Genomic DNA, 26,490 nt, shown 5'->3' with positions numbered 1-26,490 from the left:
TGGCAATAATCGAAATGTCCGAACTTGAGGCGTGTGGCCCATGCGATTTCAAAAAACTCAGCAGACAGAGGTAGACAAAGGGCAGGCTGCCGGAGGCGGCGCATCCCAGCGCGGGAAGGAGGCGTCTCTGCCTAGTCCCGGCTAGGGCGGACGCCATCAATCCAGCGAGCGTTGCGGCCCATCCGAACCCGAAGGCGTAGATGTAGAAGGATATTAGGGCTCCATCATCCCAGAGTAAGCCGCTTGAGTTCATATTCGCGCCATATCCATGGGCTCGACGTTAAGGCGACAGGCCATACGCTGCAACGTCCGCTATGGGCCGAAAGCGGACATCTCCTCCGCCAACAGAAGCGGGCATCCACCCACCCTATCGCCGCCGCTTCGCCTCATCCGACAGAACGGCCCGTCCCAGTCCCGCCAGGGCGGCCTTCAGGGCGTCGGGCGCGGCCTCGACCGAGCGGGCCAGCTCGGCCTCGGCGGCGGCGTCCAGGGGGGCGATGCGGCGGCGCGCGCCCTTGGTGGAGGCGGCGGGGGTGGTCAGGGGCTTCACGGGACCCTGGGCGATCCGCAGCTTGTCCACGGCACCCGCGCCCAGGAACAGGTTCACCCGGGCGAGGATGTCGGCGGACTGGTGCTGGACCAGAAGCGCGGCGGGGCCGGCGACGCGCAGCTCCAGCGTGCCGCCCGAGCCGGTCCGACCCCTCGTCAGCTTCTGCGGCCGGGTGACGCGGGCCAGCTGGTCGCCGACGATCTCGCGCCAGCGGGGCTCCAGCGCGCCGGCCCCGCGTCCGAACTTCTCGTCCAGTTCCTTGATGAAGGGAGCCAGCGAACGCCCGGCCGGAGGTGCGGGACGCGGCATGGGCCGGGTCCGTCGCCGCGACAGGATCTCGCGGGTCTCGCTTTCGGTGGGCAGATCGCGCTTCACGATGTCAGTATAGCGCGATCGATGACCGCCGTCGCCTCACACGCCCCCGAACTGCGCACTGCCCTGCTGGACTGGTACGACAGCCATGCCCGCAGCCTGCCGTGGCGGGCCCCGCCGGGATCGACCGCGCGCACCGACCCCTACCGGGTCTGGCTGTCGGAGGTGATGCTGCAGCAGACCACCGTGCCCCACGCCACGCCCTATTTCGAGCGGTTCACCGCGCGGTGGCCGACGGTGGTGAACCTCGCGGCGGTGGAGGATAGCGACCTGATGGCCGCCTGGGCGGGCCTCGGCTACTACGCCCGGGCCCGGAACCTGCTGGCCTGCGCCCGGGCCGTGGCCAATGACCACGGTGGCGTGTTCCCCGATACGGAGGCCGCGCTGCTGGCCCTGCCGGGGGTCGGGGCCTATACGGCGGCCGCCGTCGCCGCGATCGCCTTCGACCGTCCCGCCAATGTCGTCGACGGCAATGTCGAGCGGGTCGTCTCGCGCCTGTTCGCGGTCCAGACCCCGCTGCCCGCCGCCCGGCCGGAGCTGAAGCGGCTGGCGGCGACGCTGGTGGCCGACGACCGGCCCGGCGACTGGGCCCAGGCCCTGATGGATCTGGGCTCGACCGTCTGTCGCCCGAAGTCGCCCCTGTGCCTGATGTGTCCGATCAGCGGCTTCTGCGCCGCCCGCGCCGAGGGCCAGCCGGACCGCTATCCGGTCAAGGCGGCGAAGGCCGCGCGACCGCACCGGCAGGGCATCGCCTGGGTGCTGCGCGACGGTCAGGGACGTGTGGCGCTGGTCCGACGTCCGGACAAGGGCCTGCTGGGGGGCATGGTCGGGCTGCCGACCAGCGACTGGGCGGAAGAGGTGCCGGATGCCACGCCCCCGGCCGGGGCCGACTGGGCCGACGCGGGTGCGATCGAGCACGTCTTCACCCACTTCTCGCTGACGCTCGGGGTCCGGGTCGCGCAGGGCAGCGGCGGCGACTTCCTCTGGACGCCCGAGGCTGAGGCCCTGAACGCCCTGCCGACCGTGTTCGCAAAGGCGCTTGTTCGCGGACTTGAATCCTCCCCCGAGTAGCGCAGCGAAACGGGGGAGGGGGACCGCGACGCGCTTGCGTCGTGGTGGAGGGGGCGGAAGTATGCACCGTGTCCGGGGTCGCCCCCTCCACCCCGTCGGCCAAGCGGCCTCCGCGGTCCCCCTCCCCCGCGAAGGGGCGGGGGAGGATTTTAGCGCGTCGTCACGATCCTGAGGTCACCCACCCGGTTCCTCGGCATGACCACGACCTGGTCGCCGAGGCGCTGGAACGCGAGGTCGACGCTGGCTTCGCCGACCTGCAGGCGGCTGACGGTCAGGCGCTCGATGCCGTCGGGCAGGGTGGGGGCGTTGACGGTGATGGTCCGGGTGAAGGCGTCGATCGTGATCCCCAGCGCGGCCTGCAGCATCAGGAACACCGACCCCGCCGCCCAGGCCTGGGGCAAACAGGCGACCGGATAGGCGATCGGGCCTTCGCCCGCATGCCGTTCAAAGCCGCAGAACAGTTCGGGCAGCCGCATGTTGAAGTGGCTGGCGGCCGCGTAGATCTCGCCCAGGATCATGGCGACGGCGTCGCGTTCGCCGTAGTGCGCCATGCCCGCGACCCCCAGAGAGGTGTCGTGGGGCCAGACCGAGCCGTTGTGATAGCTCATCGGATTGAAGCGTGCCTGGCCGCGCGCCAGGGTCCGGATACCCCAGCCGGAGCGGAACTCGGCCCCGAGGAGACGCCGCGACACCGCCTCGGCGCGCCGGGCCGTCGGCAGGCCGGTGAACAGCAGGTGGCCGGCGTTGGACCCGATGGCCTCGCAGGGGTTGCCGTCGCCGTCCAGGGCGATGGCGTAGAACTGCTGGTCCTCCATCCAGAACCGTTCCTCGACCAGTTGGCGGACCTCTTCGGCATGGAGGTGCCAGGCCTTGGCCCGACCGTCGGTCAGCCGCTCGCCCAGCTCGGCCATCGCGTTCCAGGCGGCATAGGCATAGCCCTGGACCTCCAGCAGGGCGATCGGCCCCTTGGGGAAGCGCCCGTCGGCGTGGAAGATGGAGTCCTCGGAGTCCTTCCAGCCCTGGTTGGACAGACCGGTCTCGGCGGCGCGCTGGTAGTCGATCAGGCCGTCGCCGTTGGAGTCGCCATAGTCCCGCATCCATTCGGTTGCGGCGACGAGGTTGGGCCAGAGCTCCCGGATCAGGTCGAGATCACCGGTGCGCCGCGCATAGGCCCCGGCCAGGGCGACGAACAGGCAGGTGGTGTCGACCCCGCCGTAGTAGAGGCCGAACGGCACCTCGTGCAGGGCGCTCATCTCGCCGCCGCGCGTCTCGTGCATGATCTTGCCGGGCTGGGCATCCTGGAAGGCTGAGATCTCGGTCGCCTGACGCCTGGCCAGATAGGTCAGGACGCCCTTGGCCAGGGAGGGATCCAGCCACAGCATCTGCCAGGCGCTGATGATCCCGTCCCGTCCGAAGGGCGTCGAGAACCAGGGCGTGCCGGCATAGGGATAGGGGCCGGTCGGCAGGTCGGTGGTCAGCAGCGCGATGTCGGCGCGGGACTGGTCCAGCCAGGCGTTGAACCGGGGACTGCGGGGCCCTCGCAGCGAGGCCCCCCGGCGCCGGCGACGACGCATGGCGAGGCGGGCGGCCACGGCGTTCTCGCGCCAGCGCCGCACGTCGGGCGTCGCACAGACCTCCGCGCCGCATTCGATGAACAGGTCCAGCGACTTGCCCATCGGCAGGCTGAACATGAACTCGGCGCGGTTGGTGGTCAGGCGGGCGGGCGGTTCGGAGAAGGCCAGGCAGCTGGTGCGCTCGACCGCGTCCAGACCGGTGTAGCGGAAGGTCACCCGGCGACCGTCGTTGGTGGGCGCATGGCCCGTGCCGCGCTTCTCCCGCAGGGTGCCACGCACCTGGAAGATGTCGGCGAAGTCGGCTCCGAAATCGAAGGCCAGCGGCAGCAGGACGTCCTCGATGCCGTGGTTGGACATTCGGATGCGCTCGAACATCCGGCGGTCCCAGACGAACCGGCGGCGCTCGATGTGCAGCACGCCCGCCGGGGCCGAACGACCGCCCATGGGCGGCAGCGGACGATTGGTCGTGTGGGCGGTGAAGAAGACGTTGTCGCGCGAAACGCCGGAACTCAGCTTCGACGGCCGCGCCAGTCCGACCGTCATGACGAAACGGGACAGAATGCGGGTGTCGTGATCGAAAAGCCCGTCGGCCCCGCCCTTCAGATCGCCCCAGCTGTCGGCCACCAGAAAGGTGTCGGCATCCTTCAGCGCCTGAAGATTGTCCAGACCGCCGACCTCGGCGCTCTCGGCCGCCGTCGTCTGAACCGAATAGCCGTCGTCCATGGAGCCTCGCTTCCCACCGTTCGCGAGCGCCGTCTAGCGGGCGAATGCGAAGGGAAAATGGCCCCGAAGCGGTTTGGTTCAGGCGAGGGAAGCGAAGCTGCGCTTTTCGTGCAGGGGAACGACGACGTCGTCCAGCACGGGCTCGGCATAGGGGCGCCTGGCCAGCATGTCGCCGTAGACGTCGAGGTAGCGGCGCGCCATGGCCGTGGCCGAGAACCGCAGCTCGAACCGGGCGCGGATCGCCTCGCGGTCCAGCAGGCCGACCCGGTCGGCGGCGGCAACGGCCTGTTCCATGGTGTCGACGAGGAAGCCGGTCGCCCCGTCCTCGATCACCTCGGTGGTCGATCCGCACTTGAAGGCCACGACCGGGGTGCCGCAGGCCATGGCCTCGATCATCACCAGGCCGAAGGGCTCGGGCCAGTCGATCGGGAACAGCAGGGCTTCGGCACCGCCCAGGAATTCGGACTTCTGATGGTCGCCAATCTCGCCGATGAACTCGATCAGCGGATTGCCGTCGATCAGGGGTTTGATCTTCGTCTCGAAATAGACCCGGTCGGCGGCATCGACCTTGGCGGCCATCTTCAGGCGCTTGCCCAGCTTGGTGGCGATCTCGATGGCGCGGTCCGGGCGCTTCTCGGGCGAGATGCGGCCGAGGAATGCGAGATAGCCCTGAGATTTGGGCGAGTAGATGTACTGCTCGGCGGGCATGCCGTGGTGGACGGTGGCCTTCCAGTTGGCGAAAGCCAGGGGGCGACGCTGATCGTCCGAGATCGAGATCAGGCCGAACTGGGGCCAGCGCTCGTAGACCTCTGTCAGGTCCTTCATGTCGAGACGCCCGTGAAGGGTCGTGATGGTCTTGCCGGCCATCCGCTCGAAGAAGGGAAAGTGGATCATGTCGGTGTGGAAATGGATCACATCGAAGTCGTCGGCGCGGCGCAGCACCTCCGACAGCATCGACATATGGGCCGCGAGGTCGGACTTGAACGGGGCCGGATCGAGCCGGATCGCCTGGTCGCGGACCGGCACCAGCCGCGCCTTGGTGCGCGCATCGGCCGAGGCGAAAAGGGTCACGTCATGGCCCAGATCGACCAGGGCATCGGTCAGATGGGCGACGACGCGCTCGGTGCCGCCGTACAGCTTCGGAGGGACAGCCTCGTAAAGCGGGGTGACCTGCGCGATCTTCATGGCGTGTGAGCTCCAGCCCGCTGAGCCGGGCCGAAGACATCAATGTTATCGCAACTGCGAAGTTCCCGCCGGAACGCGGAATTTCAATAATGATTGCGGTGGCTTAGCGCCGATCCAATGTCCGCAAACCGACATTGGGCCGACGAAGTCAATCAAATGAAGCGCTTAGTTCGTCCGTTCACTGCATTCCGGCCCGGACCTCGGCCCGGAGGGCGTCGATCGAGCGAAGGCCGGTGTCGGTGCGGAAGCGCCAGTAGGTCCAGCCGTTGCAGGCGGGCGCGTTCTCGAACAGGGCCCCGAGCTTATGGATCGAGCCGCTCATGGCCCCGGACACCAGCGATCCGTCCGCCCGGACCCGGGCTTCGCGCTCGCCCTTGGGGCAGTACAGGACGTCGCCGGGCGACAGCAGGCCGGCCTCGACCAGCGCCCCGAACGGCACCTTGACTTCCGCCCGCTTGGAGCCCGTGACGATCAGGTCCTCGGGCCTGGCGGGCAGGACGGCCTTGATCCGCTTCTCGGCGACATTGGCGTATTCGGGATCGCGCTCGATGCCGATGTAGTGGCGACCCAGCCGCTTGGCCGCGGCCCCCGTGGTGCCGGTGCCGAAGAAGGGATCGAGGATCACGTCGCCGGGGCGGGTGGCGGCCAGGATCACGCGATGGAGCAGGGCTTCGGGCTTCTGGGTCGGATGCGCCTTCTTGCCGTCCTCGCCCTTGATCCGCTCCTCGCCGGTGCACAGGGCGAAGGTCCAGTCCGAGCGCATCTGGGTGTCTTCGTTGAAGGCCTTCAGGGCGTCGTAGTTGAAGGTGTAGCGCTTCTGCTCGCGCGACTTGGCGGCCCAGATCAGGGTCTCGTGCGCGTTGGTGAAGCGGGTGCCCTTGAAGTTCGGCATCGGGTTGGTCTTGCGCCAGACGATGTCGTTCAGGACCCAGTAGCCGATGTCCTGGATCGCCGTGCCCAGGCGGAAGATGTTGTGATAGCTGCCGATGACCCACAGGGAGCCCTCGTCCTTGAGCACCCGGCGGCATTCCTTCAGCCAGTCGCGGCAGAAGGCGTCATAGGCGGCGAAGCTGTCGAACTTGTCCCAGTCGTCATCGACCGCGTCGACCTTGGAATTATCCGGACGCAGCAGGTCGCCACCCAGCTGGAGGTTATAGGGCGGATCGGCGAAGACCATGTCGACCGACCTGTCCGGCAGGCCGCGCAGGATCTCGAGGCAGTCGCCCCGGTGGATGATGTCGGTCTTCAAATCGGTCACGGACGCGCCTCGGCAGTGGAGCGTGAACAGTGAATCCTTACGGTTAAGGCGGAGTTGATTCCTCCACCCCCGTGCAATCCGAAAACTCCCTCGCTATGACGCTGGGATGATCGCTCGCCTTCGCCCCGTTCCGTTCGACCTCGGTCCCGTCCACTTCGTCGGTATCGGCGGCATCGGTATGAGCGGCATCGCCGAGATCATGCTCAAGATCGGCTATGCGGTGCAGGGCTCGGACGCCAGGTCGTCGGCCAATACCGACCGGCTGGCCGCGCTCGGGGCGAAGATCTTCATCGGCCACGACGCGGCGCATGTCGGCGAGGGCGTGTCGGCGGTGGTCTATTCCACGGCGGTGAAGGCCACCAATCCCGAGATGATGGTGGCGCGCGAGCGGCGCATTCCGCTGGTGCGGCGGGCCGAGATGCTGGCCGAGCTGATGCGGCTGCAATTCTCGATCGCCGTCGGGGGCACGCACGGCAAGACGACGACGACGTCCATGGTCGCGGCCCTGCTGGATGCGGCCGGGTTCGACCCCACGGTGGTCAACGGCGGAATCATCAACGCCTACGGCACCAACGCCAAGGTCGGGGACGGCGACTGGATCGTGGTCGAGGCCGACGAGAGCGACGGAAGCTTCCTGAGGCTCAAGTCGACGGTCGCCATCGTGACCAACATCGATCCCGAGCATCTGGACCACTACGGCGACTTCGACGCGGTGCGGAAAGCGTTCTGCGACTTCGTCGAGAACATCCCCTTCTACGGCTTCGCCGCCGTCTGCCTGGACCATCCGGAGGTGCAGCGGCTGGTCGCCCAGATCGATAACCGCCGCATCGTCACCTATGGCATGAACCCCCAGGCCATGGTCCGGGCCGACAAGGTCGAGATGAGCCCGGACGGCGCGCGGTTCGACGTGTTGATCCAGGGGCGGGGCGCGGCGGCGCTGGAGGATCCGGTGCGGATCCCGGACCTGCATCTGCCGATGGCCGGCTGGCACAATGTGGCCAATGCGCTGGCCGCGATCGCCGTGGCGCGCGAGCTGGACGTATCGGACGACGCGATCCGGGCGGGGCTGGCATCGTTCGCGGGGGTCAAGCGCCGGTTCACGACCACGGGCGTCGTCAACGGGGTACGCATCGTCGACGACTACGGGCATCACCCCGTCGAGATCGCGGCCGTGCTGAAGGCCGCGCGCCAGGTGGCGCACACGGCGGAAGGCGGCGGCCGCGTCATCGCCGTGGTCCAGCCGCACCGGTTCACCCGTTTGCGCGACCTGATGGACGAGTTCTCGACCAGCTTCTCGGATGCCGACAGCGTGATCGTCGCCGATGTCTATGCGGCGGGCGAGGCTCCGATCGAGGGCGTGGACAAACAGGCCCTGGTCGACGGCATCCGGCGCTACGGCCATCTTCGCGTGTCGGCGCTGGAGAATGCGGCGGTCCTGCCGCGCGTGATCGCCGAGGAGGCGAAGGCGGGCGACGTGGTCGTGCTGCTGGGGGCCGGGGACATCACGGCATGGGCCTATGCCCTGCCGGCGCAGCTGGAGGCCCTGGCGGTCCCGGCATGACCTGGCGCGATACCCTTCCCACTGTGCGCGGCAAGCTGCTGCGCGACGAGCCGCTGGCCCCCTTCACCTGGTTCCGGGTCGGCGGGGCGGCGGATGTGCTGTTCATTCCGGCCGATGCCGATGATCTGGCCGACTTCCTGAAGGCGCTGGACCCGGCCGTTCCCGTGACGATCCTGGGCGTCGGCTCGAACGTCATCGTGCGGGACGGTGGCGTCGAGGGCGTGGTGATCCGGCTGGCGGGACGGCCTTTCGCGGGGATCAGCACCGACGGCGAGACGATCACGGCGGGTGCGGGCGCTCTGGACGCGATGGTGGCCAAGGCTTCTGCCAAGGCGGGGCTGGCGGGGCTGGAGTTCTACGCGGGCATCCCGGGCACGATCGGCGGGGCGCTGGTCATGAACGCGGGCTGCTACGGGTCCGAGACGAAGGACGTCGTGGTGTCGGCCAGAGGGGTCACGCGGACCGGGGAATTGCGCGACTTTTCCGTCGACGACTTCGGCTACTCCTACAGACACAACGACTACGACGAAGACATCCTGTGGGTCGAGGCGACCTATCGCGGGACGCCGGACGATCCCGAGGCCGTCGCCGCCCGCATCGCCGCGATCACCGCGCGGCGCGAGACGACCCAGCCCATCCGCGAGAAGACCGGCGGCTCGACCTTCAAGAACCCGCCCGGCCACTCGTCCTGGAAGCTGGTCGACGAGGCGGGCTGGCGCGGCAAGCTGCACGCGGTCACCGGCGGCGGCGCGATGTTCAGCGATCTCCACTCCAACTTCATGATCAATCCGGGCGAGGCGACGGCCGCGGATATCGAGGGATTGGGAGAAACCGTCCGCGCCGACGTACAAAGTAAACTCGGCGTAAACCTTGAATGGGAGATCAAGAGGCTCGGCCGCCCCCTGTAACCCGCGCAGAACGCACCATGTCCCGATCCCTGTCAGAGCTGCACGTCGCCGTCCTGCTGGGCGGGCTGTCCTCGGAGCGGGACGTGTCGCTGTCGTCGGGCAAGGGCTGCGCCGATGCGCTGGAGGCGCAGGGAGCTCGCGTCACCCGCGTCGATGCCGGGCGGGACCTGGCCCAGGTGCTGGCCGAACTGAAACCCGACGTCGTCCTGAACGCCCTGCACGGGGAGTGGGGCGAGGACGGATGCGTCCAGGGGATCCTGGAGACGCTGCAGATTCCCTATACCCACTCCGGCGTCCTGGCCTCGGCCCTGACGATGGACAAGGACAAGACCAAGGCCGTGCTGAACGCCGCCGGGGTGAAGGTGCCGGGCGGGGGCCTGTTCGACCGCCATGCCGTTTCGGCCGGTCACGTCATTCCGCCGCCCTATGTCATCAAGCCCAATGCCGAGGGGTCTTCGGTCGGGGTCTATCTGGTGCGCGAGGGCGATGCGCCTCAGCCCGAGCCCGGATCCGACAGCTGGACCTATGGCGACCTGGTGATGGTCGAGCCCTACATCCCCGGCAAGGAACTGGCCGTCGCGGTGATCGGCGAGGCGACGGGGCCGCGTGCCCTGACCGTGACCGACATCACCCCGGTGAAGGGGTTCTACGACTATGAGGCCAAATACGCGCCGGGCGGATCTGTCCACAAGCTTCCGGCCGACCTGCCGCCCCACGTTTTCGAAGCGGCCATGCGGGAATCCGAGCAGGCGCATGCCGCCCTGGGGTGCCGCGGCGTCTCGCGATCCGACTTTCGTTATGACGATGTTAAGGACGAACTCGTCTTGCTGGAGGTCAATACCCAGCCCGGCATGACCCCGACCTCTCTGGTTCCAGAGCAGGCCGCCTATTGCGGGATGTCGTATCAGGATCTGGTTCGTTGGATGGTGGAGGACGCCTCATGCCCGCGGTAGTCCGCGGCGGCCGGCGCGCAGCGGCGTCGGCTCCCAAACGCAGCGCGGGGCCGAAAGGGCAGGGGCGTGGCCGTGGGCGCGCGCCGCAGAACGTGGGTGGCGTTCCGGGCAAGATGGCGGTCCTGGGCCGGCTGGACCTGACGCCGCGCGCGGTGGTCATCTCCATCTGTGCCGGCGTCGCGGTGCTGGTCCTCGTGCTGGCCACGGGGGCCCGGGCCGAACGGATCGGCCAGTCGTTCAGCCAGGGCATCGACGGCATCACGACCGGCATGGGTCTGAAGCTGAACCGCGTCCACATCAGCGGGGCCTCGGCCGAGGCGACGCCGGCGATCCAGCGGGCCCTGGCGGTCCAGGCCGGGCAGCCGATCACGGCGCTCGATCTCGATGCGCTCAAGACCAATGTCGAACAGGTCGGCTGGGTGAAGTCCGCGCGGGTCGTCCGCCTGCTGCCCGATACCCTGATCGTCGATGTGGTCGAACATGACCGTCTGGCCGTCTGGCAGACGCGCGGCCAGGTCTTCGTCATCGACGGCGAGGGCAAGGCCATCGCCGGCGCCGATGCCGGGCGCTATCCCAATCTGCCGCTGGTCGTCGGCACAGGAGCCGATGCCGCCGCGGGGGCGATCCTGCCGCTGCTGGCCCAGCGACCCCGCCTGATGAGCCGGATCGACGCCCTAGTGCGCGTCGACGAGCGCCGCTGGGACCTTCGGCTGAAGGACGGCAGCCTGATCCAGCTGCCCGCCACCAAACAGGAGGCCGCCCTGATCCAGCTGGACGCGCTGGACCAGCGCGAGCGGCTGCTGGAACTCGGATTTTCGCGCATCGACCTGCGCACGGAGGGCCAGGTCGCGGTGCGGCCGGGCGCCTGAGACGACAGTAGAGTAGGGGACGGCGGGCCATGGCAATCAAGAAGGGTGAACCCTCGGTCGATGCGGGGCGGGCAGCCACGCGCGCGCCGGTCGTGGCGGCGCTGGACCTGGGTCAGTCCAAGGTCGCCTGTTTCATCATGAAGCCAGACGGCGTGCGCCACGCCGACCGGACCATCCGCGTCGCGGGGGCCAGCCACGTCCAGTCCAAGGGCGTGCGCGGAGGCTCGATCGTCAACATGGACGAGGCGGCCCAGGCGATCGGCCACGCGGTCGAGCGGGCCGAGCGCACGGCGGGTGCCCCGGTCTCGGGCGTGATCGTCACCACGGCCATCGGCCAGATGGCCAGCCACCGGGTTCAGGCCCGCGTGTCGCTGGGCGCCAATCCGGTCGGCGACGCGGACCTGGCGCGCGCCATCGGCATGGCCCTGGCGCAGATCAAGCTGCCCAACCGCCGCCCGATCCACGTCCTGCCCATCACCTGGTCGGTCGACGGGGCCCGCGGCGTCCACGATCCGCGGTCGATGCGCGGGGGCTCGCTGGGCCTGGACCTGCTGGTCGTGTCGATGGCCGAGGGCGCGTTCGCCTCGCTGAGCCACTGCCTGGAACTGGCCCATCTGGATCTTCAGGGCGTGGCGGCGGCCCCGGTGGTGTCGTCCCTCGCGGCGCTGGAAGAAGACGAGATGGACCTGGGCTGCGTCTGCATCGACATGGGCGGGGGCTCCACCAGCGCGGCGGTGTGGGGGGGGCGGTCGCTCCTGCATATCGAATCGCTGAACGTGGGCGGCGATCACGTCACGGCCGACATCGCGCGGGGCCTGTCGACCTCCCGGATCGGGGCCGAGCGCCTGAAGACTCTTCATGGGTCGGCCATGGCGGCGGCCCATGAGGACCGCGAGATGCTGGAGGCCCCGCCGCGCGGCGAGGACGCCTCGGCCGGCCCCGTTATCGTCCCCCGCGCCATGCTGAAGACCGTCATCGCGCCCCGGGTGGAGGAGACGCTCGAACTGCTCCGCGACCGTTTGAGGAACGCGGGCGTGGGCATGGACCCGGGCGCGGGTCTGGTCCTGACCGGCGGGGCCAGTCAGCTGAACGGCGTGCGCGAGCTGGCTGTGCGCGTGTTCGACCGCCCGGTGCGGCTGGGTCGACCCCAGCGCGCGCCCCACCTGGCCGACGCGGCATCGGGTCCTGCCTTCTGCTCGGCGGCCGGCGTTCTGCTGCGCGCCGCCTACGGACCCCGCGAGGCCGTTTCGGCGCGACGCCTGATGTCCCGCCAGGTCACGGCCGCCGACGCTCCGCGTGTGCACCAGGGCAATCTGATCGGCCGTGCCGCCGGTTGGTTGCGCGACAATCTGTGACACGCGCATCGGCTGTAACCAGACTGTGTCTCGATTGTAACAAATCTGCGTTCGCGTTGCCGCAGGGCTGCCTCAAAGGTTGCGGCGTGACCGAATGTTGTTAGCAATGAGACAAGCCGCGCCGACTCCTTACTCGGATATCGGCGTAATTTAATCCATCACGGGGCGAGGTTCATGATTTCCAAGCGCAAGTATCTTTTCGGCACGACCGTTCTCGCGGGCATTCTTTCGATTGCCGCACCATCCTTTGCTCAGACCGCGCCGACCGCGCCGCAGCAGGATGAAGACGAAGTCGAAGAGGTCGTCGTCACAGGTTCGCGCATCGCCCGCCCCGAAACGAGCGGCACGATCCCCGGCGTACAGGTCGGCGAACAGGACATCGAAGAGCGTCTGTTCACCAACGCCGGCGACATCCTGAACGACATCCCGCTGGTCGGCGGTGGCGCCAACCTGAACGGCACCAACGGCGGCCAGACGGCCTCGCTGGGCGTCACCTACATCGACCTGCTGAACCTCGGCACCGCGCGCACCCTGACCCTGGTCAACGGCCGCCGCTTCGTCTCGAACAACTCGGCCACCATCTTCGTCGCCGGTAACGAGACGGGCTCGCAGGTCGATGCCTCGACCATCCCCGTCGCCCTGATCGACCGCGTCGACATCCTGACCGTCGGCGGCGCCGCCGCCTACGGCGCGGACGCCGTGTCCGGCGTCGTCAACTACGTCCTCAAGGACGACTACGAAGGTGCCCAGATCCAGATCCTGGGCGGCGAGACCTTCAAGGAGCACGACGCCGGCCGTTATTCGATCAACGGCGTCTGGGGCCAGAACTTCCTCGACGGCCGCCTGAACGTTGCCGTTTCGGGTGAGTACTCCTTCATCAACGACGTCCGCGCCTCCGACCGCAGCGTCCGCTCGAACAACCCGGGCCTGACGGGCAACCCCCTGAACGGCGCCCAGCGCAACCCGGCCTTCGTGCCCGGCGGCACCGCGGGCGTGTTCCTCGGAACGACCGTGGACAACATCCTGCCGTCGGTCTTCCGTCCGAACCTGCGCGGCAACACGCTGACGCGCGGTGGTCTGATCTTCAACGTCACCCAGACCAACAACACGGCCGAGAACCCGACGATTGCCGGCTACGTGCCCGGCAGCGCGCCGATCCCCGTCAGCCCGGCCTTCTTCCAGCCCGGCAACGCCTTCCGGATGCCGGGCTTCGCCCAGGTTTCGCCCGCCGCATGGTCGGGTGCCAACGCCTTCACCCTGCTGCAGCAGGTTCCGATCACGCCGTTCGGCGCCTGTATCACGAGCGCGACCGACGTCTGCGCCTTCGCGCCGGCCAGCCTGACGGCGGCCCAGGTGACCGCTGCCCGCGCCCGTTACGGCCTGTCGCCGACCCTGACGGCCGCCCAGGTCCTGGCCGTGGTTCAGGCCAACCGTCCGACCGCGCGTGAGTACTACGCCGCCAACCCGTCGACCAACGTCAACGACTTCATCGGCACCTTCATCCCCGGCGTGCCGGACATCGCGAACCCGAGCGGCACCGCCGGCATCCTGCCGCGCCGCGCCGTGCCGATCCGCTTCGACCCGACCGGCAACATCGTGGGCTATGACCTGGCCGGCGAGCTGGCGACCAACCCCGCCGCGCCCGGCACCAACACGACCTCGGCCGGCGGCGACGGCGAACTGCGGACCGACGCCACTGCGCTGCGCGTCCGTCAGGAGCGCTATGTCGCCAACGTGATCGCCAACTATCAGATCACCGACAACCTGCGCTTCTACACCGAGAACCTGTATTCGGACGCCGAGGTCCGCAACCCGCTGGCCAACGCCGGCCTGCAGAACAGCGCCGGCGGCACGACCCCGGAGAACGCGGGCCTGCTGGTCAACGTCAACCACCCCTTCCTGACGGCAGCCAACCGCACCTCGCTGGCCAACGCCGGGATCACGGGCAACTTCATCTTGTCGCGGAACAACGAGGACGTGGTCAACAGCACCGAACAGGTGTCGACCAACGAGACCTTCCGGTCCGTCAACGGCATCAGCGGCGACTTCAGCCTCTTCGGCCGCGACTTCGGCTTCGACATCTCGCACAGCTACGGCAAGGCCGACACCTTCGTCGAGTTCAGCGCCATCAACGACGCGGCCTACGCCATGGCCGTTGACGCCGTGCAGGTCGGCTCCAATGTGGTGTGCCGTGCCCAGCGCGACGGGCTGGCGTCCTACATCGCCAGCTACGGCGGCAACCCGGCGACGGGCTTCATCCCGGGCGCCATCATCCAGCCGATCTCGACGATCGGACCGGACGGCATCCGCACCCAGTCGCTGTTCGCCCCGACCATCACCCAGGCGATGGTCGATGCCTGCCAGCCGCTGAACGTGTTCGGTGAAGGCCGCGCCTCGCAAGCCGCGAAGGACTTCGTCTCGACCCGGGAATCGTTCACCAACGAGTCGACCCAGAACTTCACCCAGGCGACCCTGACCGGTTCGCTGTTCGACCTGCCGGCCGGCCCGCTGCAGTTCGCCGTCACCGGCGAATACCGCAAGGAAGAGCTGACCTACTTCGCGTCGACCCTCGGCGGCACGGGCCGGACCCGTTCGGCGCCTTCGGCCACCACCGAAGGCTCGATCGAGGCGACCGAGTACGGCCTGGAACTGCGCATCCCGCTGCTCGGCGAAGGGTTCAACATCCCGTTCGTCAAGTCGCTGGAGCTGAACCCGGCCATTCGCTACACCGAACTGGAAGGTGAAGCCGAGACCTACCGCAACCTGAGCGGTACGATCGTCACCCCGACCTATGACGGTGATCGCGAGGAGGTCTACACCCTCGCCGGTACCTGGGAGGTCAACGACCAGCTGCTGCTGCGCGGGAACATCTCCAAGTCGGTCCGCAACCCGTCGATCGTGGAACTGTTCCTGGGCAACCAGGCGTTCTTCACCTCGGCGACCGATCCCTGCCGTGCCGCCGGCTACAACGCCGGTGCGCAACCGGCCGTCCGTCGCGTCAACTGTATCGCTGAAGTTCGCCGCATCGCCGCAGCAAACGGTGGCGCGCTGATCGCCCAGAATGGTGTCTCGACGCCCATCACGAGCGATGCCGATGCCGAAGCCTTCATCCTGAACGTCGGCAGCGCCGGCTACGGGGTGTCGGGTGCCAGCTTCACCGGGGTTATCGCGGGTCGTCAGACCCTCGTTCCGGAAAAGGGCGACTCCTTCACCTTCGGCTTCGTCGCACGGCCGAGCTTCATCCCCAACCTGATCGTCGCTGCCGATTACCTCGAAATCACGGTGACGGACGCCCTGGGGCCGCTGCTGGCCACGGACTCGGCCAACTTCTGCTACGACAGCACGTCGTACCCGAACAACACGCCCGACATCGGCGTGAACAGCTGCTCGGGCATCCAGCGGGACGCCACGTTCAACTTCACCAACGGCTTCGAACTGCCCTACTTCAACCTGGGCGGTACGCGGGTTAAGGCCATCAACGCCAACCTCAGCTACTCGGTGGGTCTGTCGGACGTGTTCTCGACCGACATGGATCTCGGCACGCTCGCGTTCCGCAGCAACATCTACTACCTGATGGAATACAGCACCTCGGGCATCGGTGACTTCTCGGACGCTTCGCCGTCGGAGAACTCGCTGGCCAACCCGAGCTGGAAGACCCAGGCGTCGATCCTGTACAACCGTGGACCGTTCAACGCGCGCTGGACCACGAACTTCCAGGACGCGGCGATCGTCCGCTCGGGCGTTCTGCAGGCCACGGCCGAACAGGCCAACGTGGTTCGCTACGACGCCTACACCCTGCACAACCTGTCGCTGGGCTACGACGTCAACGAGAACATCACGGCCCGCTTCGTCGTCGACAACGTCTTCGACATGCAGGAACTGGGTAACAACGGCTACCTGAACCAGGTCTACGTCGACTCGATCGGCCGTCGCTGGACCGCGTCGCTGACCTACACGTTCTAAGAAACGATCCCGCCTCCGGGCGGTTCGAAAAAGCTGGGGCCGGACGAGCGATCGTCCGGCCCCTTTTTTGTGCGTCGTTCGGGCTGTGGCCCCGATGCCTTCCGGCGCGCGGGGCCGGTTCGCCCGCCGTTTGGCGAGGCAATAGGTAAATTTACTCCGGTCACGCTTTGGTTTTCTGCCCAGCGCGTCCGACTCACCGTATCGGTAACCTTCTCTTAAGGGCGTTGGGTGATCCTTAACGCGCTCATAACCAATGCGGATCTGCGGGGACTTCGCGTCGGAACCTTAAGGGGCAGGGTCGGAACAAAGGTCGGTTTGGATATGTCTCTCTCGCTGGTGCGGCCTACGGCCACGGAACTGAAGCCCCGGATCGTCGTGTTCGGCGTCGGAGGTGCCGGCGGGAACGCCGTCAACAACATGATCGACGCCGGCCTCGAAGGGGTCGAGTTCGTCGTCGCCAACACCGACGCCCAGCACCTGTCCTTCGCCAAGACCGACCGCCGCATCCAGCTGGGTGAGACCATCACCCAGGGCCTGGGCGCCGGCGCTCACCCCGAGGTCGGCATGAACGCCGCCGAGGAGAGCGCCGACGAGATCCATGCGCACCTGGAAGGCGCGCACATGGTCTTCATCACCGCCGGAATGGGCGGCGGCACCGGCACCGGCGCCGCGCCGATCATCGCCAAATGCGCGCGCGACCGCGGCATCCTGACCGTCGGCGTCGTGACCAAGCCCTTCACCTTCGAGGGCCGTCACCGCATGCGCCTGGCCGATGCGGGCATCGCCGAGCTGCAGCGCTACGTCGACACCCTGATCGTCATTCCGAACCAGAACCTGTTCCGCGTCGCCAACGAGCGCACCACCTTCGCCGATGCCTTCGGCATGGCCGACCAGGTCCTGCACTCGGGCGTGCGCTCGATCACCGACCTGATGATCCTGCCGGGCCTGATCAACCTCGACTTCGCCGACGTCCGCGCCGTCATGTCCGAGATGGGCAAGGCGATGATGGGCACCGGAGAGGCCTCGGGCGACGACCGCGCCCTGCTGGCCGCCCAGAACGCCATCGCCAACCCGCTGCTGGACGAGACCAGCCTGAAGGGGGCCAAGGCCGTGCTGGTGAACATCACCGGCGGCCTGGACATGACGCTGCTGGAAGTCGACGAGGCGGCCAACGCCATCTCGGCCGAGGTGGACGGCGACGCCAACATCATCTTCGGGGCCGCCTTCGATCCGGCTCTCGACGGCAAGATTCGCGTGTCGGTCGTCGCCACGGGCATGGACGAGGTCGGTGGCGTTCGCGCCGAGCCGGTTTCGCCGCCGCAGTCGACCTACCAGGACCCGCGCCGCGCGGCCCCGACCGCCGCCGCTCCGACCCGCGCGCCCGAACCCGCGCGCCGCGAGCCGATCCGCGCCGAGGCCGCCTATCGCGCGCCGGAGCCCGCCCCGGTCGTCCCGACCTTCCAGGCCCCGCCCCCGGTCGCCCGTGCGCCCGAGCCGGTCATCCACGTCGCGGAAGAGCCGCGCGCTCTCGAGCCGATCATCGACCCCTGGGTCGAAGAGTTCGAGGCCGCCCCGGCCCGTCCCGCCGCGACCGCCCAGGACCAGGGCGACCTTTATATGGACAGCGGTGCCCAGGCTCCGCGTGAGTACGACGAGCCGGCCTATGACGACCGCGATCACCGCCGGTCGGGCTGGAGCCTGTTCGGCAAGAAGCCGCGCGCCCAGACCGCCTATGCCCCGGTCCAGCAGAACCCGCAGCGCGGCCAGCCCCAGATGCGTGCCACCGCCCAGCCAGCCCCCGAGCCCCTGCAGGCGGAGGACGATCTGGAGATCCCCTCTTTTCTCAGGCGGCTCGCGAACTAGGGATTAGGCAGTAGGCAGTAGGGAAGGGGCGGTCCGTCGGGCCGTCCCTTTTCGTTGCGGGGCGTCATGCGCCCGCGATCCGGTACGCCCTATTGCCTACTGCCTACTGCCGACTGCCTACTGCCTCCCTACAGACCGAAACAATTCGAAACCCGACTTTGGTTTATGCTTTCGGAACGGACCGCTAGGCATCGATCTTCGGATATTGCGCTGCACACCGGCGCAGGTCGAATGTCGAGTTGAACCCCTTGCCCGCACGCCACGATCATCGTGAACGGACCCTGGTCGCCCCGGCGATCTGCGCCGGCGTGGGCGTGCATACGGGCCAGCGCGTGCGTCTGGCGATCCGCCCCGCGCCGACCGGCACCGGCATCGTCTTCGTCCGCACCGACATCACCGACCGCGACAACCGCATCGTCGTCTCGGGCGACGCCGTGATCGACGCGCGGCTGAACACCATGATCGAGAACGCGGCGGGCGTGCGCCTGTCGACCATCGAGCATCTGATGGCGGCGTTTTGCGCCCTCGGCATCTCCAACGTCGTGGTCGAGGTCGACGGCCCCGAGCTGCCGATCCTGGACGGGTCCGCCCTGCCGTTCGTGCAGCTGCTGGACCGCGCCGGTTTCCGGCGGCAGGCGACGCCGGTGCGCTACATCGAGATCCTGGAGCCCATCCACGTCACGGACGGCGACAAGCACGCGGCCCTGCTGCCCTGCGACCGTTACGAGATGCGGTTCGAGATCGACTTCGACAATGCGGTCGTCGGCAACCAGGTGATCGACTTCGTCGTCGACGAACAGACCTTCCGCGACGAGATCATGTCGGCCCGCACCTTCGGTTTCGCGCATGAGGTCGAGGCCCTGCGTCAGGCCGGCCTGGCCCGGGGTGGCAGCCTCGAGAACGCGGTCGTCATCGACGGCGACGAGATCCTGAACCCGGGCGGGCTGCGGATGGAACGCGAGTTCGTCCGCCACAAGGCCCTGGACGCCATCGGCGACCTGTATGTCCTGGGCGCGCCCCTGCTGGGCCGGTACGAGGGCTACAAGGCCGGTCACGCGGTGAACAACCTGCTGGTCCGGGCCATGCTGGCGGCCCCCCACGCCTGGCGCGAGGTCGTGCTGGAACCCCAACTGGCCGAGGTCGGCTAGACCAGCCTTCTCCCCGCCGGATGCAGTCGCTAGGGTCTGCATCCGTCTGGAGAATCTCGATGTCCGTATCCGTCCGTCATGCCGTGCTCGGCGCAATTTCGACGCTGGCGCTGGTCGCCGGCCTGACGCCCTCGGCTCAGGCCCAGGACGCGCGCACGATCGCGGCGGCGGAAGCGGTCCGGGATGCGGCCATGGCCGACAACATCGCCCTCGACTACGTCACCCAGCTGACCACCCGGTTCGGTCCGCGTCCGGCGGGCTCGCCCAGCGAGACGGCGGCGTCCGAGTGGGCGGCCGACTATCTGCGCGAGCACGGCTTCAAGAATGTCCGCATCCAGGAATTCCCGCTGGTCGGCTGGGAGCGGGGCGAGGAGAGCGCCGCGATCGTGGGCGCCAACGCGCAACGGCTGGTCGTGGCGGCGCTGGGCCATTCGCCGGGCACGCCCGCGGGCGGGATCGAGGGCGAGGTGGTGCGGTTCACCTCGCTGGAGGCCTTCCAGGCGGTGCCTGACGGGTCCCTGGCGGGCAAGATCGCCTATGTCGACGCCGGCCAGCTGGTGCCGATGCAGTCGGGGGCCGGCTACGGCCCGCTGTCGCGCATCCGCGGGGCGGGGCCAGGCGTCGCGGGCCAGAAGGGGGCGCTGGCCTTCATCATGCGCTCGGCCGGATCGGATGAGCACCGAATGCCGCACACGGGCACGACCCGCTATGTGAACGGCGTCGTGCCGGTTCCCGCCTTTTCCCTGAGCGCGCCCGACGCGGACCAGCTGAGCCGTCTGGTCGGCTATGGTGAGCCCGTCCGGGTGCGCCTGTCGTCCACCGCACGCACCTTCGAGACCACCTCGCGCAACGTCATCGGCGACCTGCCGGGGCGGACGCGGCCCGAGGAGGTCATCGTGCTGGGCTCGCACATGGACAGCTGGGACCTGGGTACCGGGGCCATCGACGACGGGGCGGGCGGGGCGATCACGATCGCAGCGGCGCGCGCCATCGCCGATCAGGGCCGGACCGCCCGGACGCTCCGGGTGATCCTGTACGGGTCGGAAGAGGTGGCCCAGCCGACCGATACCGGCAACGGCGGCGGGGCCTATCTGCGCAGTCTCTCGGCCGAGGACATCGCCAACCATGTCTTCACCGGCGAGAGCGACTTCGGGGCCGACCGGGTCCATACGCTGCAGCTGCCCGTCGGTGCGCAGACCGGGCCCTTCGCCGAGGCCGCCAACCGGGTGCTGTATCCGATCGGGGTCCTGCGGTCGTCCGTGCCGGAGACGAGCGGCGGTGCCGACATCGGACCGATCGTTCGGGCCGGGGTCCCGGTGTTCGGGCTGCAGCAGGACGGTCTGCGCTATTTCGACCTGCACCACACGGCCGACGACACCCTGGACAAGATCGATCCCGAACAGCTGAGCCAGAACGTCGCCGCCTGGGCCGGTTTGCTCTGGCTGGTGGCCGACTCGGATGTCGACTTCCGGGCCATGGCCCCGGCGACGCCCGCGCCCTGACTTGACGATATGTAAAGCGTCGTTTACATATTGGGCCCTCGAAGAGGGGGCTTGCGATGATCAGGAACCTGCTGGCGGCCGTTTTTCCGGTCGCCCTTCTGGCCTGGTGCTGGCTGGAGTTTTTCGTCCCGTCCGCCGACGACGGCCTCAAGGACATCCTGTTCTGGATCGGAATGCTGGCCGTTCTGTTCACCGCCTATGACCGCCGACGTTCCGACGCTTGACAGACGCGCCCCCGCCCGCGACGCCAGACGTCTGCGAGCGTGGCGAAACTGGTAGACGCAAGGGACTTAAAATCCCTCGGCCTCGGTCATGCGGGTTCGACCCCCGCCGCTCGCACCATCTGCTCCCACCCAGGCGTCAGGCCGTCTGGCGCAAGGCCTCGAACAGGCCGATGCCGGCGCTGACCGACAGGTTCAGCGAGCGGGCATCGGGTCGGATCGGGATGAAGACGCGGGCGTCGGCCGCGGCATGCACGTGCTCGGGCGCTCCGGCGGTTTCGGACCCGAACAGCAGGGTGTCATCGGGCTGGAACACGAAATCGGTCAGGGGCGCGGCGCCCTTGGTCGTGAAAAGAATCAGGCGACCGGACCCCCGCGCCGCCTGAAAGGCCGCCCAGTCCGGATGCCGCGTCATATGGGCCAGGGGACCGTAGTCGAGGGCCGCGCGCTTCATGGCCCGGTCGTCGAACTGGAAGCCCGTGGGCTCGATAATGTGAAGCTCGACCCCGAAACAGGCCGACAGACGGATGCACGCCCCGACGTTCTGCGGGATGGCTGGTTGAAAAAGAGCGAGACGCATTCTATGGCCCTTGTACGCGTGGGGCAGGGCCTTGTCGCGGCCCTGAATGCGACCGCTTATCATTAGGCGTCAGCAACTTGCGGCGATGAGCCGCAAAGCCGGGCCGGGTCATGTTTCGTCCGGTGCGCTATAGAAACGCTTCCTCGCGCGGACACCGATCGGTGGGCCGCGTTCGGGCTTTTTCAGAAGGTGAGCCGTGGCCGAATCGGTCGTGAACGCAGAGCATCCCGAAGGTGGAGCGCCCGAGGGTGAAGCCACTCGTCGGGACTTCATCCACATCGCGGCCGGTGCCGCGGCCGTGGGCGCAGGAGTGATGGTGGCCTGGCCCCTGATCAACTCCATGAACCCCGCCGCCGACACCCTGGCCCTGTCGACCACCGAGTTCGACACGTCCAAGGTCCAGGAAGGCATGCAGGTCGTCATCACCTGGCAGGGCAAGCCGGTGTTCGTGCGCAACCGCACCGCCGCCGAACTGCAGAAGGTTCAGGCCGATCCGCTGAGCAGCCTGAAGGATCCGGAGACGGACCAGGACCGCACCAAGCCGGGCCATGAGCCGATGCTGGTCGTTCTGGGCAACTGCACCCACCTGGGCTGCATCCCCACGTTCGGATCGGGTGATTACGGCGGGTGGTTCTGCCCCTGCCACGGCTCGCACTACGACGCGTCGGGCCGCATCCGTAAGGGACCGGCTCCCACGAACCTGGTCGTCCCGGAGTATGCGTTCACCGCGGGCTCCACCATCAAGATCGGCTGAGAACAGGCATCATGAGCGGACATGAATCTACCTACGTCCCCAAGACGGGCGTCGAGAAATGGCTGGACACCCGGCTGCCGATCGTTCGGTTCGGGGCTGACTATCTGGCGCTGCCGACGCCGAAGAACCTGAACTACTGGTACACCTTCGGCGCGATCCTGAGCATCTGCCTGGTGACCCAGATCGCCACCGGCATCTTCCTGGCCATGCACTACCAGCCGAACACGGCGATGGCCTTCGCCTCGGTCGAGCGCATCATGCGCGACGTCAACGGCGGCTGGCTGATCCGCTACGTCCACGCCAACGGCGCGTCGATGTTCTTCGTCGCCGTCTACATCCACATGCTGCGCGGTCTCTACTACGGCTCCTACAAGGCACCGCGGGAGATGATCTGGATCCTGGGCTGCATCATCTTCTTCCTGATGATCGCCACGGCCTTCCTCGGCTACGTCCTGCCGTGGGGCCAGATGTCCTACTGGGGCGCCGAGGTCATCACCAACCTGATCGGGGCAATCCCGCTGATCGGTGAGCCGGTTCTGATCTGGCTGCGCGGCGGACCGGCGATCGACAATGCCACGCTGAACCGCTTCTTCTCGCTGCACTACCTGCTGCCGTTCGTGATCTTCGGCGTCGTCGTCCTGCACCTGTGGGCGCTGCACACCGCCGGTCAGAACAACCCGGTCGGGATCCTGATCCCCAAGGAGCGCGAGAAGAAGGACATGGTGCCGTTCCACCCGTACTATACGGTCAAGGACGGCTTCGCCCTGCTCATCTTCCTGATGATGTTCTCCTGGTTCGTCTTCTTCATGCCCAACGCCCTGGGCCATGCGGACAACTACATCCCCGCCAATCCTCTGGTGACGCCGGCGCACATCGTGCCCGAGTGGTACATGCTGCCCTTCTACGCGATCCTGCGCGCCGTTCCGGACAAGTTTGGTGGCGTGGTGGCGATGTTCGGCGCGATCGGCGTCCTGTTCATCCTGCCCTGGCTGGACACGTCCAAGGTGCGGTCGATGCGCTATCGTCCGACCATGAAGATCTTCTACATGCTGTTCGTCCTGAACGGCCTGATCCTGGGCTGGTGCGGTGGCCAACTGCCGGACGCGCAGGTGGTGCCCGGCATGCCGAGCTTCACCCTGATCGACGGACAGCTGAACAGCTATCTGTGGCTGACCCGTCTGGCGACGCTCTACTACTTCGCCTTCTTCTTCGTGATCCTGCCCTTCGTGGGCCTCAGGGAAACCCCGTTGAAGATCCCGGCGTCGATCTCCGAGCCCGTCCTGTCCGGTCCGGACGCGATGAGCGGCGCGGTTCCTGCTCAAGCCGAAAAGAAGGGCTGATCGCGATGACGATTTCTATTCGCAAACTGGCCCTTGCCGCGGCCTCGGTCGCGGCCCTGGCCTCGGCCGGTCCCGCTCTCGCCGAAGGCGGCAAGCTGGAACCTCGCTCGGGTGGCTTCAGTTTCGACGGCCCGCTGGGCACGTTCGATCAGGCCCAGCTGCAGCGCGGCTACAAGGTCTATCGGGAGGTCTGCTCGGCCTGCCACTCGATGAACCTGCTGTCGTTCCGCACGCTCGGCGAGCGGGGCGGTCCCTTCTACGATCCTGAAGCGGCCAGTCCGGCCGAAAACCGGTTCGTGAGGGCCCTCGCTGCTGAGACGCAGATCGCCGACATCGACACCGAGACCGGTGATCCGATCATGCGGCCGGGTATCGCGGCGGACAAGTTCCCGGCGCCGTTCCCCAATGCCACGGCGGCTGCGGCGGCCAACGGCGGAGCCGTTCCCCCGGATCTGTCCGTGATGACCAAGGCCCGCGAGGGCGGGGCCGACTACATCTATTCGCTGCTGTCGGGCTATCCGGAAACGCCGCCCGCCGGGCTGAAGGTCAACGACGGCCAGTACTACAATCCCTATATGAGCGGCGACATGACGCCGTTCTGGTCGGGCGATCCCGAGCACGTTCCCGCCGGCGGCTTCATTGCCATGGCCCCGCCGCTGGTCGACGGGCAGGTGACGTTCGACGACGGCACGGCCAACACGGTCGACCAGATGGCCAAGGATGTGGCGGCCTATGTCGCGTGGGCTTCCGACCCCCGCGCCACGGAACGCAAGCAGACGGGCATGGGCGTCCTGGCCTTCCTGGCGATCTTCGCCGGCCTGACCTACGCCAGCTACCGCAAGATCTGGAAGGGCGTCGCCCACTAGTCTTCGAGACCCTGTCGGAAACAGACCAGGCCCGCCGGATCCGTCCGGCGGGCCTTTTCCTTGGGCCCGGCTTCGGGGGCAGGGGATGCATCGACACCCTTCCGATCCCGGCCTAACCTTCGCTCATTCCAGTTTGTCGAAGGCCCTTCCATGCGTCTGTTCACCGCCGCCGCCGCTCTTCTCATGGCCCTGTCCCTGTCTGCGGGCGTCCAGGCCCAGACCTCGCCGTTCGATGCCGCGCGGTTGTCCGAGCACATCCGCATCCTGTCCGCCGACGACTACGAGGGACGCGGGATCGCGACCCCGGCCGAGGACAAGGTCATCGCCTACCTCAGCGAACAGTATGCGGCTGCCGGCCTGCAGCCGGGCGGAGACAACGGCGGCTGGACCCAAGCGGTGGCGCTGAACCGGTTCACGGCCTCCAACATCCAGGCCCAGGTGCGGGTGGGGGACTGGAGCCAGCCCCTGACCCAGGGCGAGCAGATCGTGATCTCGAGCCGGCGGCCCGGCGAGGACCACGTCATGCTGATGGACGCGCCGCTGGTGTTCGTCGGCTATGGCATCCATGCGCCCGAGCGCGACTGGGACGACTTCAAGGGCCAGGACATGACCGGCAAGATCCTGGTCGTCTTGGTCAACGACGCCGACTTCGAGGAGCCCGCGCTGGACACGTTCGGCGGCAAGGCCATGACCTACTACGGCCGCTGGACCTACAAGTACGAGGAGGCTGCGCGTCAGGGGGCCGCGGGCGTCATCATCGTGCACGAGACCGATCCGGCCTCTTACGGGTGGACTACGGTGCGCAACAGCTGGTCGGGCGCAAACTTCGACATCGTGCGGGCCGATGCCAATGAGCGGGTACCGATGGAAAGCTGGATCCAGCGCGACGTCGCCGTCGATCTGTTCCAGCGCGCGGGGCTGGATTTCGAGGCCCTGAAGCGCTCGGCCCGCAACCGCGACTTCCAGCCCGTGACCCTGACCGGCGCGGCGATGGACGTGATGTTCGACGTCGCGTCGACACAGATCGAGACCCACAACGTTATCGCCCGCCTGCCGGGCCGCACCCGCCCGGACGAGACCTTCCTCTATACCGGTCACTGGGATCACATCGGCATCGGCACCCCCGACGCGAACGGCGACGCCATCTTCAACGGGGCGGTCGACAACGCCTCGGGCACCGCCGGACTGCTGGAACTGGCGCGGGTCTTCGGGGCCGGTCCGGCACCGGAGCGCTCGGTCGTCTTCATCAGCTTCACGGCCGAGGAGAGCGGGCTGCTGGGGTCGGAATACTATGCGGCCAATCCGATCTATCCGCTGGCCACGACCGTGGGCGGAATCAACATGGACTCGGCCAATGTCTATGGTCGGGTCAACGCCATGGGCGTCGTCGGCTACGGCCAGTCCGACTTCGACGACCGGCTGCTGCCGCTGGTCGAGGCGCAGGGGCGCGTGATCCAGCCCGACGAGAACCCGGCCTCCGGCAGCTATTTCCGCTCCGACCATTTCCCCCTGGCCAAGCGCGGCGTGCCGATGGCCTATGCAGACTCGGCCGGAGATTTCGTCGAGGAACCGATTGCCGATCGGGCCGCGGCGCGGGACGCCTATACGGCGGGCCGCTACCACCAGGCCGACGACGAATGGTCGGCCGACTGGGACTATTCCGGCCAGATCCAGGATCTGGACATCTATCTGGCGCTCGGGCGCTCGCTGGTCGACGGCGCCGAGTGGCCGCAGTGGAAAGCCGGGTCGGAATTCGCGGCCGTGCGGGCCCGCTCGGCGAGCGAGCGGGAGTAGGGGCACCGCCCACATGACAAATCCGTAAGGCGCGGCATTGCGACCGGGTCTCTAATGTCGCCGCTGAATTGGCGAGGAGA

20 protein-coding genes and 1 tRNA gene are annotated in these 26,490 nt (G+C 67.9%); 16 read left to right on the top strand and 5 right to left on the bottom strand.

Features of this window, described 5'->3' with window-relative positions:
* Positions 1-367: 367 nt before the first annotated feature.
* Entirely contained in the window at positions 368-925 is a 558-nt protein-coding gene (locus BRESU_RS13420; RefSeq protein ID WP_013270105.1) for a DUF721 domain-containing protein, read from the bottom strand.
* A gap of 21 nt (positions 926-946) precedes the next feature.
* Between BRESU_RS13420 and mutY the strand changes: the two genes are divergently transcribed.
* Positions 947-1,993: an A/G-specific adenine glycosylase gene (mutY, locus tag BRESU_RS13415; RefSeq protein ID WP_013270104.1), complete on the top strand. Its 1,047-nt coding sequence runs from the start codon at positions 947-949 to the stop codon at positions 1,991-1,993.
* Between the two features lie 149 nt (positions 1,994-2,142).
* Here mutY and BRESU_RS13410 read toward each other — a convergent pair whose 3' ends face one another.
* From BRESU_RS13410 to BRESU_RS13400, 3 genes are all read right to left on the bottom strand, one after another.
* Entirely contained in the window at positions 2,143-4,290 is a 2,148-nt protein-coding gene (locus tag BRESU_RS13410; protein ID WP_013270103.1) for an amylo-alpha-1,6-glucosidase, read from the bottom strand.
* 78 nt (positions 4,291-4,368) lie between these two features.
* Entirely contained in the window at positions 4,369-5,475 is a 1,107-nt protein-coding gene (locus BRESU_RS13405; protein ID WP_013270102.1) for a glycosyltransferase family 4 protein, read from the bottom strand.
* Between the two features lie 178 nt (positions 5,476-5,653).
* Positions 5,654-6,733, bottom strand: a complete 1,080-nt coding sequence (locus tag BRESU_RS13400; RefSeq protein WP_013270101.1) for a site-specific DNA-methyltransferase — start codon at positions 6,731-6,733, stop codon at positions 5,654-5,656.
* A 106-nt stretch (positions 6,734-6,839) separates the two neighbouring features.
* Here BRESU_RS13400 and murC point away from each other — a divergent pair, with 106 nt between their 5' ends.
* The 11 genes from murC (at position 6,840) to BRESU_RS13350 (ending at position 21,197) form a co-directional block, all read left to right on the top strand.
* Entirely contained in the window at positions 6,840-8,294 is a 1,455-nt protein-coding gene (murC, locus tag BRESU_RS13395; RefSeq protein WP_013270100.1) for a UDP-N-acetylmuramate--L-alanine ligase, read from the top strand.
* Positions 8,291-9,202 carry a UDP-N-acetylmuramate dehydrogenase gene (gene murB / locus BRESU_RS13390; RefSeq protein WP_013270099.1) on the top strand — a complete coding sequence of 304 codons (912 nt, stop codon included), beginning with the start codon at positions 8,291-8,293 and terminating at the stop codon, positions 9,200-9,202. Before murC ends, murB begins: the two co-directional genes overlap by 4 nt.
* A 17-nt stretch (positions 9,203-9,219) precedes the next feature.
* Complete coding sequence (locus BRESU_RS13385) at positions 9,220-10,155, top strand: D-alanine--D-alanine ligase (RefSeq protein ID WP_013270098.1); 936 nt, start codon at positions 9,220-9,222, stop codon at positions 10,153-10,155.
* Entirely contained in the window at positions 10,143-11,024 is an 882-nt protein-coding gene (locus BRESU_RS13380) for a cell division protein FtsQ/DivIB (RefSeq protein WP_013270097.1), read from the top strand. The genes BRESU_RS13385 and BRESU_RS13380 overlap by 13 nt, the downstream gene beginning before the upstream one ends.
* Positions 11,025-11,053: 29 nt before the next feature.
* Entirely contained in the window at positions 11,054-12,379 is a 1,326-nt protein-coding gene (ftsA, locus tag BRESU_RS13375) for a cell division protein FtsA (protein ID WP_013270096.1), read from the top strand.
* Between the two features lie 174 nt (positions 12,380-12,553).
* A complete protein-coding gene (locus tag BRESU_RS13370; protein WP_013270095.1) occupies positions 12,554-16,342 on the top strand; it encodes a TonB-dependent receptor domain-containing protein in 3,789 nt (1,262 codons plus the stop codon).
* Positions 16,343-16,663: 321 nt separating this feature from the next.
* Complete coding sequence (ftsZ, locus tag BRESU_RS13365) at positions 16,664-18,205, top strand: cell division protein FtsZ (protein WP_013270094.1); 1,542 nt, start codon at positions 16,664-16,666, stop codon at positions 18,203-18,205.
* Positions 18,206-18,453: 248 nt separating this feature from the next.
* A complete protein-coding gene (gene lpxC / locus BRESU_RS13360) occupies positions 18,454-19,353 on the top strand; it encodes a UDP-3-O-acyl-N-acetylglucosamine deacetylase (protein ID WP_013270093.1) in 900 nt (299 codons plus the stop codon).
* A gap of 59 nt (positions 19,354-19,412) precedes the next feature.
* Positions 19,413-20,855, top strand: a complete 1,443-nt coding sequence (locus BRESU_RS13355) for a M20/M25/M40 family metallo-hydrolase (RefSeq protein WP_013270092.1) — start codon at positions 19,413-19,415, stop codon at positions 20,853-20,855.
* A 56-nt stretch (positions 20,856-20,911) separates the two neighbouring features.
* A complete protein-coding gene (locus tag BRESU_RS17440; protein ID WP_013270091.1) occupies positions 20,912-21,079 on the top strand; it encodes a hypothetical protein in 168 nt (55 codons plus the stop codon).
* 33 nt (positions 21,080-21,112) lie between these two features.
* Positions 21,113-21,197: transfer RNA gene (locus BRESU_RS13350), tRNA-Leu, on the top strand.
* An 18-nt stretch (positions 21,198-21,215) separates the two neighbouring features.
* On the opposite strand, the gene BRESU_RS13345 is transcribed toward BRESU_RS13350, so the two are convergent.
* On the bottom strand, positions 21,216-21,656 hold the full coding sequence (locus BRESU_RS13345) for a tRNA (cytidine(34)-2'-O)-methyltransferase (RefSeq protein ID WP_041761630.1): 441 nt from the start codon (positions 21,654-21,656) through the stop codon (positions 21,216-21,218).
* 196 nt (positions 21,657-21,852) lie between these two features.
* On the opposite strand from BRESU_RS13345, the gene petA reads away from it, so the two are divergent.
* The 4 genes from petA (at position 21,853) to BRESU_RS13325 (ending at position 26,410) form a co-directional block, all read left to right on the top strand.
* Positions 21,853-22,410: a ubiquinol-cytochrome c reductase iron-sulfur subunit gene (petA, locus tag BRESU_RS13340; protein ID WP_013270089.1), complete on the top strand. Its 558-nt coding sequence runs from the start codon at positions 21,853-21,855 to the stop codon at positions 22,408-22,410.
* 11 nt (positions 22,411-22,421) lie between these two features.
* Positions 22,422-23,750, top strand: a complete 1,329-nt coding sequence (locus BRESU_RS13335) for a cytochrome b (RefSeq protein ID WP_013270088.1) — start codon at positions 22,422-22,424, stop codon at positions 23,748-23,750.
* A gap of 5 nt (positions 23,751-23,755) precedes the next feature.
* Positions 23,756-24,616 carry a cytochrome c1 gene (locus tag BRESU_RS13330; RefSeq protein WP_013270087.1) on the top strand — a complete coding sequence of 287 codons (861 nt, stop codon included), beginning with the start codon at positions 23,756-23,758 and terminating at the stop codon, positions 24,614-24,616.
* A gap of 150 nt (positions 24,617-24,766) precedes the next feature.
* The gene (locus BRESU_RS13325) at positions 24,767-26,410 is read left to right on the top strand and encodes a M28 family metallopeptidase (protein WP_013270086.1); all 1,644 of its coding nucleotides are present in this window, start codon (positions 24,767-24,769) and stop codon (positions 26,408-26,410) included.
* Positions 26,411-26,490: the final 80 nt, after the last annotated feature.

The organism is Brevundimonas subvibrioides ATCC 15264, assembly GCF_000144605.1.
Lineage (GTDB): Bacteria > Pseudomonadota > Alphaproteobacteria > Caulobacterales > Caulobacteraceae > Brevundimonas > Brevundimonas subvibrioides.
This window is presented reverse-complemented; position numbering and strand designations above follow the sequence as displayed.